Origin of the sequence: Brevibacterium sp. S22 (genome assembly GCF_004745485.1) — a bacterium.
Classification (GTDB): Bacteria; Actinomycetota; Actinomycetes; order Actinomycetales; family Brevibacteriaceae; genus Brevibacterium.
The window spans coordinates 145,533-152,825 of sequence record NZ_RHFG01000007.1 but is presented as its reverse complement, the minus strand read 5'-3'; the positions used below and the strand labels follow the sequence as shown (position 1 = coordinate 152,825).

Annotated in this window: 8 protein-coding genes; 6 read left to right on the top strand and 2 right to left on the bottom strand. The window is 61.8% G+C overall.

The window, feature by feature from the left end:
- Positions 1-237: 237 nt before the first annotated feature.
- Entirely contained in the window at positions 238-1,251 is a 1,014-nt protein-coding gene (locus EB835_RS08850) for an NERD domain-containing protein (RefSeq protein ID WP_135809099.1), read from the top strand.
- A gap of 131 nt (positions 1,252-1,382) precedes the next feature.
- On the opposite strand, the gene EB835_RS08845 is transcribed toward EB835_RS08850, so the two are convergent.
- Complete coding sequence (locus EB835_RS08845; protein WP_135809098.1) at positions 1,383-2,273, bottom strand: HTD2 family dehydratase; 891 nt, start codon at positions 2,271-2,273, stop codon at positions 1,383-1,385.
- 29 nt (positions 2,274-2,302) lie between these two features.
- Positions 2,303-3,451, bottom strand: coding sequence for an acyl-CoA dehydrogenase family protein (locus EB835_RS08840; protein WP_135809097.1), 1,149 nt, complete (start codon positions 3,449-3,451; stop codon positions 2,303-2,305).
- Between the two features lie 227 nt (positions 3,452-3,678).
- On the opposite strand from EB835_RS08840, the gene EB835_RS08835 reads away from it, so the two are divergent.
- From EB835_RS08835 to EB835_RS20420, 5 genes are all read left to right on the top strand, one after another.
- On the top strand, positions 3,679-4,173 hold the full coding sequence (locus EB835_RS08835) for a MerR family transcriptional regulator (RefSeq protein ID WP_135809096.1): 495 nt from the start codon (positions 3,679-3,681) through the stop codon (positions 4,171-4,173).
- The gene (locus EB835_RS08830; RefSeq protein WP_135809095.1) at positions 4,170-5,192 is read left to right on the top strand and encodes an aldo/keto reductase; all 1,023 of its coding nucleotides are present in this window, start codon (positions 4,170-4,172) and stop codon (positions 5,190-5,192) included. The genes EB835_RS08835 and EB835_RS08830 overlap by 4 nt, the downstream gene beginning before the upstream one ends.
- 98 nt (positions 5,193-5,290) lie before the next feature.
- Positions 5,291-6,502 (top strand): MFS transporter, encoded by a 1,212-nt coding sequence (locus tag EB835_RS08825; protein WP_135809094.1) that lies wholly within the window; start codon positions 5,291-5,293, stop codon positions 6,500-6,502.
- Positions 6,502-6,783, top strand: a complete 282-nt coding sequence (locus tag EB835_RS20425; protein WP_205749899.1) for a helix-turn-helix domain-containing protein — start codon at positions 6,502-6,504, stop codon at positions 6,781-6,783. The genes EB835_RS08825 and EB835_RS20425 overlap by 1 nt, the downstream gene beginning before the upstream one ends.
- Positions 6,780-7,193, top strand: coding sequence for a hypothetical protein (locus EB835_RS20420; protein WP_205749898.1), 414 nt, complete (start codon positions 6,780-6,782; stop codon positions 7,191-7,193). The genes EB835_RS20425 and EB835_RS20420 overlap by 4 nt, the downstream gene beginning before the upstream one ends.
- Positions 7,194-7,293 lie beyond the last annotated feature (100 nt).

The following is a 7,293-nucleotide window of genomic DNA, read 5'->3' as shown; positions in this document are numbered from 1 at the left end:
TCTCAACCACTCACGCAGCAGTGGTTCCTCATCCTCGAGCAGGGTCAGAGCCGGAGCGGGAGAATTCGCCATAAACCAATTCTCCCAAACACCCAACCATTCAGGAATTAACGACACGCGACACTAGGTGCACGTTGTGCAACGTACGCCGATCTCACTGCGCTCCATGCATTTGTACTCAGCACCGACCTCGCCGAATCATTTGTCTGCGTCAGAGCCTCAGTGTTAACTGTCCCCATGGCCACAAGCATCATTGTTTTGTCACTCATCATCGTCGCGCTTATAGCCCTTGGCTACCTCGCCTTCAAACACTGGAACAACAAATTTGCTCGTCTGCACGAAGAGCATCAAAACGCCACTACTCTTGCCCAGCAGCGGGCCGCCGAAGTTGAACAACGATTCAATCGCTCGCAGGCCGACGGCAAGAGTGCTCACGACGAGGAGCTAAGAAGGCTTGAAGCAAAATGGGGTGAGAAAGTTGCAGAAGGCAAGCGCACGATAGAACTTGTCAGACGCGAAAAGTCGCTGATCGCAGGACAGCTGACCAACACGTTTCATACCTCCGACCTCATGTCCCGACGCCAGATCATCGATGCCTGCCACAAGCTTCAACTCGACGGAGCGCTACTCACGAATATTCATTTTTCCCCTGACGGACACGACCAGTCCGAGAAATACTTCTATTCACAGGCCGACCACCTTCTGGTCACATCGCGAGGTATCTCTGTGATTGAGGGCAAATACTGGTCAATGATGGTGTTTGATGGGGTACGGCCTGAGCAGAAGCTGCCCGAGCTCGAGCCATTGCTACAGAATCTCAAGCTTGACGTTCGGAATGGAGAAGTTCTTCATATTTGGGCTCCCGACGCACGGCTGTATAGGACGTCGGAAGCCAAGTGGACCGAACAGAAGGTGTCTCTACAAGTCAGGCCAAGCCCACACAAGCAGGCAAAAATGCACGCCCGGCGACTGAATCAGCTGATAAGTGAACGTGCCCCTAGCTCCGTAAATTGGATAGATACATGTGTCTTGTATTCGTATCCCGGGGCCGTGGTTCACCACTCGCGCACCGCTAACGGCACAACTATCGCGGCAACCAAGGACGAGCTTGAGGCGTTTCTCGCTGGACCAACCTTCTCCAAGCAGAATCGGCTGGACGTCAAAGCAATAGTTGAATCACTCCAAGGCGAATCTGGCGACATCGTCGGGTTCGGCGAATGGCGAGAAAAATGGCCCAGCAATCTGAGTTGAGGTCACCCCGACCTGATTACCAGAACCTGCTCACTAAAGTGGACGACAAAGCAAGACTACCGAGATGGAAAGAATGGCGATCCAGTGGACGTCATACACCCGTCTCCGAGTTCGCTGCGGCCGTGCTGCACTCAGCTTGGTCGAGTGGTCGATTGAGCCGTCGAAGTCGTCACGCTGGCCGCGATCGCGGTCTCACCGTTCGGAGCAACTGCTTGGAGTTCATATTTACCAGCCCCGGCAGGTTTCCCCACGAGGTGGATCTGCTCGCCAGCGAACAGCGGTGACTTCGCGCGGAAGTCGAAACCGGTCACCATCTCCTCAGGGTGGTTGGTCATGAACGCATCGAGCAGCAGGGTCGCCGTCAACGGACCGTGCGTGACGAGTCCCGGGTAGCCCTCGACCTCCGTGACGTACGGGTAGTCGTAATGGATACGGTGCGAGTTGAACGTCAGCGCCGAATACCTGAACAGCATGACCTCGTCCGGCCGCACACTTGTGGCCCAATCCCAATTGCTCGGAATCGACGAATCAGGGCGTGGCGGTGCTGCCGCCGCTCCCTCCGGCGCCGAGGTGGCCTCCCGGTAGACGATTGTGTGCCGATCCGTCGTCGCCAAAACACCATCCGCGGACACCTCGTGACGCAAATTCACGAAGCACAGCGGTCCAGTGCTGCCAGTCTTCTCCGTGATCGATTCGATCGTCGTCGTTCGCTCAAGCGTCTGCCCCGGCCAGATTGGGGCGTGGAACTCGAGAGAGCTGCCGGCCCACATACGCCGGGGCAACGGCACCGGAGGCATGAACCCACCCAACTTCACGTGCCCGTCTGCGCCGAGTTCACTCATCGGCACATCGTCCTCGGAGAAGTGCAGCCAATGCCCGAGTGGAAACAACGGCGCCTGCGCGTCACCCCCGTGCCCAAGTAGTGAAGACAGGCGGGCGGCCCGCTGACCGTCGGCGACCTCGGTGACGGTCGAGGTTCGGCCCACCCAATCCTGCAGATTCACGGCCCCTCCGTTGCTCATGGTTTCTCTCCTCCGATCAATACGACCAGTCAGGCCTTGTTCCGGCCGATGAGCTGCTTGGCGATGACGCCGAGCTGGATCTCATTCGTGCCCTCGCCGACGATCATCAGTGGGGCATCACGGTAATAGCGTTCGACGTCGTATTCGGTGGAGTATCCGTAACCGCCATGGACACGGATGGCGTCGAGCGCCACCTCGGCGGCCATCTCCGAAGCGTAGAACTTCGCCATACCGGCCTCCATGTCCACGCGCTCACCGGAGTCATAGGTGCGGGCCGCGTGGAGGACGAGCTGACGGGCAGCTTCGAGCTTCGTCGCCATGGTCGCGAGCTTGTTGCCCACTGCCTGATGCTTCCAGATCGGTTTGCCCATCGACTCACGCTCCTGCGCATACTTCACCGCGTCATTGAGCGCGGCCTGCGCGACGCCGAGGGAGCGGGAAGCGACCTGGATGCGGCCGATCTCGAGACCCTTCATCATCTGTTTGAACCCGACGCCCTCGGTTTCGCCGAGCAGCTGCGACTGCGGTTGGCGGAGGTTCTCGAAGTTGAGTTCACAGGTCTCGACACCTTTGTACCCGAGCTTCGAAAGGTCCTGAGAGACGGTGAATCCCTCGCCCTTCTCGACGAGGATGATCGAAATGCCCTTGTGCCGAGGTTCGGCGCTCGGGTCGGTCTTGCACAGCAAGGCGATGAGGTCGGACTTCCGGGCGTTCGTGATCCACGTCTTCGACCCGTTGATGACGTAGTCGTCCCCATCTTTCTTCGCCGTCGTGCGCATCGCCTGCAGATCGGAGCCGCCGCCAGGTTCAGTCAGCGCCATCGTCGCCCGCAGCTCGCCGGTGGCCATCCGCGGCAGGTACTGATCCTTCTGCCCTGCGGTGCCGTATTCCTGGATGAGCTTCGCGACCACGGTGTGACCGCCCATCGCCCCAGCCAACGACATCCACCCGCGAGCGAGCTCCTGAGTGATGAGTGCGTACGCCTCGGTCGAGACCTTACCCATCCCCCACGGCTCGTCGATCGCGAGCCCGTAGATGCCCATGTCCTTCATCGTCTGGATCCAGGCTTCGGGGTATTCGTTCGCGTGTTCGACCCGGTTGACGTGGGGTTTGACGTCGTGGTCGACGAACTCGGCGACCGTGTCGATCATCATCTGCTCTTCGCTGCTCACTGCCATAGTGTGTTCCTCCGTTGCGAGACTATCTCCGTCGAAATGCCCAGGTCGCGGGCGCGAGTCGGGCGCAGCGTCTGCGACAGACTCTCGTTTCGGCACCTCTTCGCATCGTATGACGCAGTTCCCGGGTGATGTCATGAGGTCCGAGATCGGAGATCCGCATCGAGCGCAGTCGTTTGCCGCCGAAACCCCTTGACTTCGAGTGCACTCACAGTCGTAGCGTTATCGTCATGACTCAACAGGCAGTCACCACCACAGACACCCAGCTCTCCGTCTCCGAGGTCAGCGAACTCCTCGGGATCACCGCGCACACCGCCCGCTACTACGAACGCGCCGGTCTGCTCACGGTCGGCCGCTCACAGTCGGGTCACCGCGCCTACGACCGCAAAACCGTCGAACGGCTCGAGTTCCTCGTCCGCATGCGCTCCTCAGGCATGGGAATCAGCGAACTCAACCGATACGTGGACCTCGTCCGCGAGGGCGACTCGACGACCGAAGCGCGCCTGCAGATCATGCTTGCCCAACGTGAGCGCATCCGGACTCAGATCCGCGAACTCGAACGTGCTCTGGACACGACGGAGTACAAGATCGCCACCTACGGCGGCGCCCCGGGCGACCTCCGCAGCTCGGGCACGCACAGTCCCACGGGCACAGACACCGCCACCCCGGCAGCCTCGACAATCCCAACAGCCAACGACCACGAACTCGAAGGAACCTCATCATGACGACCACCCACCTCGGCGAGCTCAGCGTCTCCCCCATCGGTTTCGGCTGCATGGCCCTGTCCCACGTCTACGGCGGCACCACCGACGAATCCGCCCGCGCCACCCTCGGCGCCGCCGTCGACGCCGGCATCACCTTCCTCGACACCGCCGATGTCTACGGCGAACCTCGCGAGGGCGCCACCGGCCCGGCCGGCACGAACGAAGAGATGCTCGCACCCTTCCTTGCCAGCCGCCGCGAGGAAATCCAACTGGCCACGAAATTCGGCATCACCGCGATCCGCACCGGCACGGACGGATCGACCAAACGCACGAACGGACGCCCCGAATACGCCCACCAAGCGTGCGAGGCATCGCTGGGTCGCCTCGGCGTGGAGACGATCGATCTCTACTACCTGCACCGCCCGGATCCCGACGTTCCGATCGAAGAGACCGTCGGTGCCATGGCCGAGCTGATCGAGGCGGGCAAAGTCCGCCACATCGGCCTCTCCGAGGTCACCGCCGACGAACTCCGCCGAGCCCACGCCGTCCACCCGATCACCGCGCTCCAGTCGGAGTGGAGCCTGTGGTCACGCGACGTCGAAGACCACGTCGTGCCCGCCTGCGCGGAGCTCGGCGTGGGCTTCGTGCCCTACAGCCCGCTGGGGCGCGGATTCCTCACCGGCACCCTGACCAAGGAGCAGGTCGCCGATGACTTCCGCAGCGGGACCTCTCGTATGGGGCAGGCGTGGGACTCCAACCAGAAAATCGTCCAGATCGTCGCCGAGGTGGCCCGCCGTCACGAGGTCACCAACGCTCAGGTGGCGCTGGCCTGGCTGCTGCATCGCGCCGCACAGCTGAGTGTCAGCGCTGTCCCGATCCCGGGGTCGCGCAAACCCGAGCGCGCACTGGAGAACCTCGGCGCTGTGGGCCTGGGACTCGATGACGAAGACATGACGCAGCTCGACTCCGTCCGCACCCAGGTCGAAGGCAGCCGCAACATCGTCGACAACCCGACGTGGATCAGCTCCGGGCGCGAGTGAGCAGGATGCCCCCGCAGGAGGACGGTGAACGATTCAAGCCCATCTCTTCTTCCAGCGGGGGTTGACCCTGACGCGACGTCATCGTTTGAGCTTGATGTATGACACGAATCGTACTCTTCTACCTGACGTCCTTGGGCACTTCTCTACTGGGCAATTCGATCACCGCGATTGCACTGCCGTTGCTGGTCCTCTTCACCACCGGCAGTCCTCTGGGTGCTGGGGCAGTGGCCCTCGCGGCGGCGGTGCCCGCCGCCGTCGCCGGACTGCTCATGGGCTCGCTGATGGACCGGATCAACCGCCGCTCCGTCGCGATTCTCTCAGACGTCATCTCAGCCGTTGCCCTGATGATCCTGCCCATCATCGACCTCACCGTCGGGTTGAACCTGGGTTGGTTCATCGCCGTAGCGGTGCTGAATTCGTTCGGAGACGTTCCCGGCATCACCGCGCGGGAGGCCATGCTTCCTGCCATCGCTCAGGCTGTGACGATGGAGCCCTCTCGGCTGATCGGACTCAGAGAATCCCTCGCCGGGGTTTCGCTCCTGGTCGGGCCGGCCATCGCCGGAATTCTCGTAGCCTCAGTCGAACCGGTAACGGTCATGTGGATCACCTCCGGCATCGCTGCCACGGCGGCCCTGCTGACCCTCATCATTCCCTCCCAGGCCTCGAGACTGCCGCGAACAGTGCAGGAAGAGTCCGCGTCCGCGGAGTTCGGCACAGTCTTCGGCGGCTTGGTCGTCATTTTCCGGACACCGCTTCTGCGCGCCGTCGTCCTGTTGGGTCTGGCACTGGCATTTGTGCTCGCCGCGATGCAGAGCATGGTGATACCGGTGCACTTCGCATTTCAAGATGAGGCCCAATATGTCGGTTTCGTGCTCAGCGCTCTCGCGGCGGGCCTCCTCGTCGGCGGTGGACTCTTCGCCGGTTGGGGGAGCACGATCCCTCGCAGGGTCTGGATCATCGTCGGAGCCAGTGTTGTCGCGTGTGGTTTCATCATTATCGGTATTCTGGGGCCCGTGTGGTCTGTCTTCTTGGGCGCCGCGATCGTCGGGTTGGGTGGCGGCTGTATGAACGCCGTCGTCGGGCTTGCCTTCGTTGAGAACGTCGCCGATGCCCAACGCGGGGCAGTATTGAGCGCACAGAACGCCATCGCGACCCTCATCCCGGCGGCAGGTATCGGTGCGACATCTATCCTCATCGAAATCGGCAGCCTGCACTTGGCCACGACGGCTCTGCTCCTCTTGTGGATCGTCGCGGCGGCCCTCACCGTCCTCAGTCCCAGCATTCGCCGTCTCGGGCGGGTGACTCACTGATGCGCATCTCAGAACTGGCCGAGCTCGCCGGTGTGACTGTGAGAACTGTCCGCTACTACCACCAGGTGGGTGTACTGGCGGAGCCGCCGCGGCAATCCAACGGTTACCGCGACTACAGGGCCGATCATTTGGTGACCTTGCTCAGAATCGGACAGCTGACAGACTCTGGCCTGTCTTTGGCCCAGGCAGGGGCCATGGCCGCCGACTGCGATTCCTCCTCCTCCGCCGACGAGGCTTTGGACGAGGTGGACAAGCACTGGAAGCAAAGATCGCAGCCTTGACCGAACAGCGAGAACGCCTGGCCCGGTCACGAGCCGGGGACCACGTCGGACTCTCACGAGCAGCTGCCGCACTAAGCCTGACACCTGCTGACACCCCGGTCGCCATCGTGATCGCCCACCTCTATCGACATCATCCGCAGGCCGAGAGTTTCGCCGAGGCGCTCCAAGATCCGCAGATACGGTCGGCCTTGGCCTCTCTGCAGGAGCGATTCGATGCCATCGATGAGACCACCACCGACGACGAACTGCATCGGCTCATGGCACGGGCACAGACACTGGTAGCCGGGGTCACGGACGGACTGCCGCCGCTGACCGAAGATCAGCTGCAGGTGATCCTCGACCTGGCCGAACACGACTTGAACGACCGGCAGAAGGACTTCATGCGCATCGAGATAGAGCCGCCGTCCTAAGTCACTTCTCATTCAGTCGCAGCAATTCGGCAATGGTTGAGAGCACCGCAGGACTCCGACTGAGGTGCTCCCAGTTCACCCACACTAGCCACGAGAGGGA

Bases quoted from the DNA above. Each gene is read 5' to 3' on its own strand.
- EB835_RS08845 (WP_135809098.1), bottom strand. From the start codon at position 2,273: ATGAGCAACGGAGGGGCCGTGAATCTGCAGGATTGGGTGGGCCGAACC.
- EB835_RS08825 (WP_135809094.1), top strand. From the start codon at position 5,291: ATGACACGAATCGTACTCTTCTACCTGACGTCCTTGGGCACTTCTCTA.
- EB835_RS08830 (WP_135809095.1), top strand. From the start codon at position 4,170: ATGACGACCACCCACCTCGGCGAGCTCAGCGTCTCCCCCATCGGTTTC.
- EB835_RS08840 (WP_135809097.1), bottom strand. From the start codon at position 3,451: ATGGCAGTGAGCAGCGAAGAGCAGATGATGATCGACACGGTCGCCGAG.
- EB835_RS08850 (WP_135809099.1), top strand. From the start codon at position 238: ATGGCCACAAGCATCATTGTTTTGTCACTCATCATCGTCGCGCTTATA.
- EB835_RS20425 (WP_205749899.1), top strand. From the start codon at position 6,502: ATGCGCATCTCAGAACTGGCCGAGCTCGCCGGTGTGACTGTGAGAACT.
- EB835_RS08835 (WP_135809096.1), top strand. From the start codon at position 3,679: ATGACTCAACAGGCAGTCACCACCACAGACACCCAGCTCTCCGTCTCC.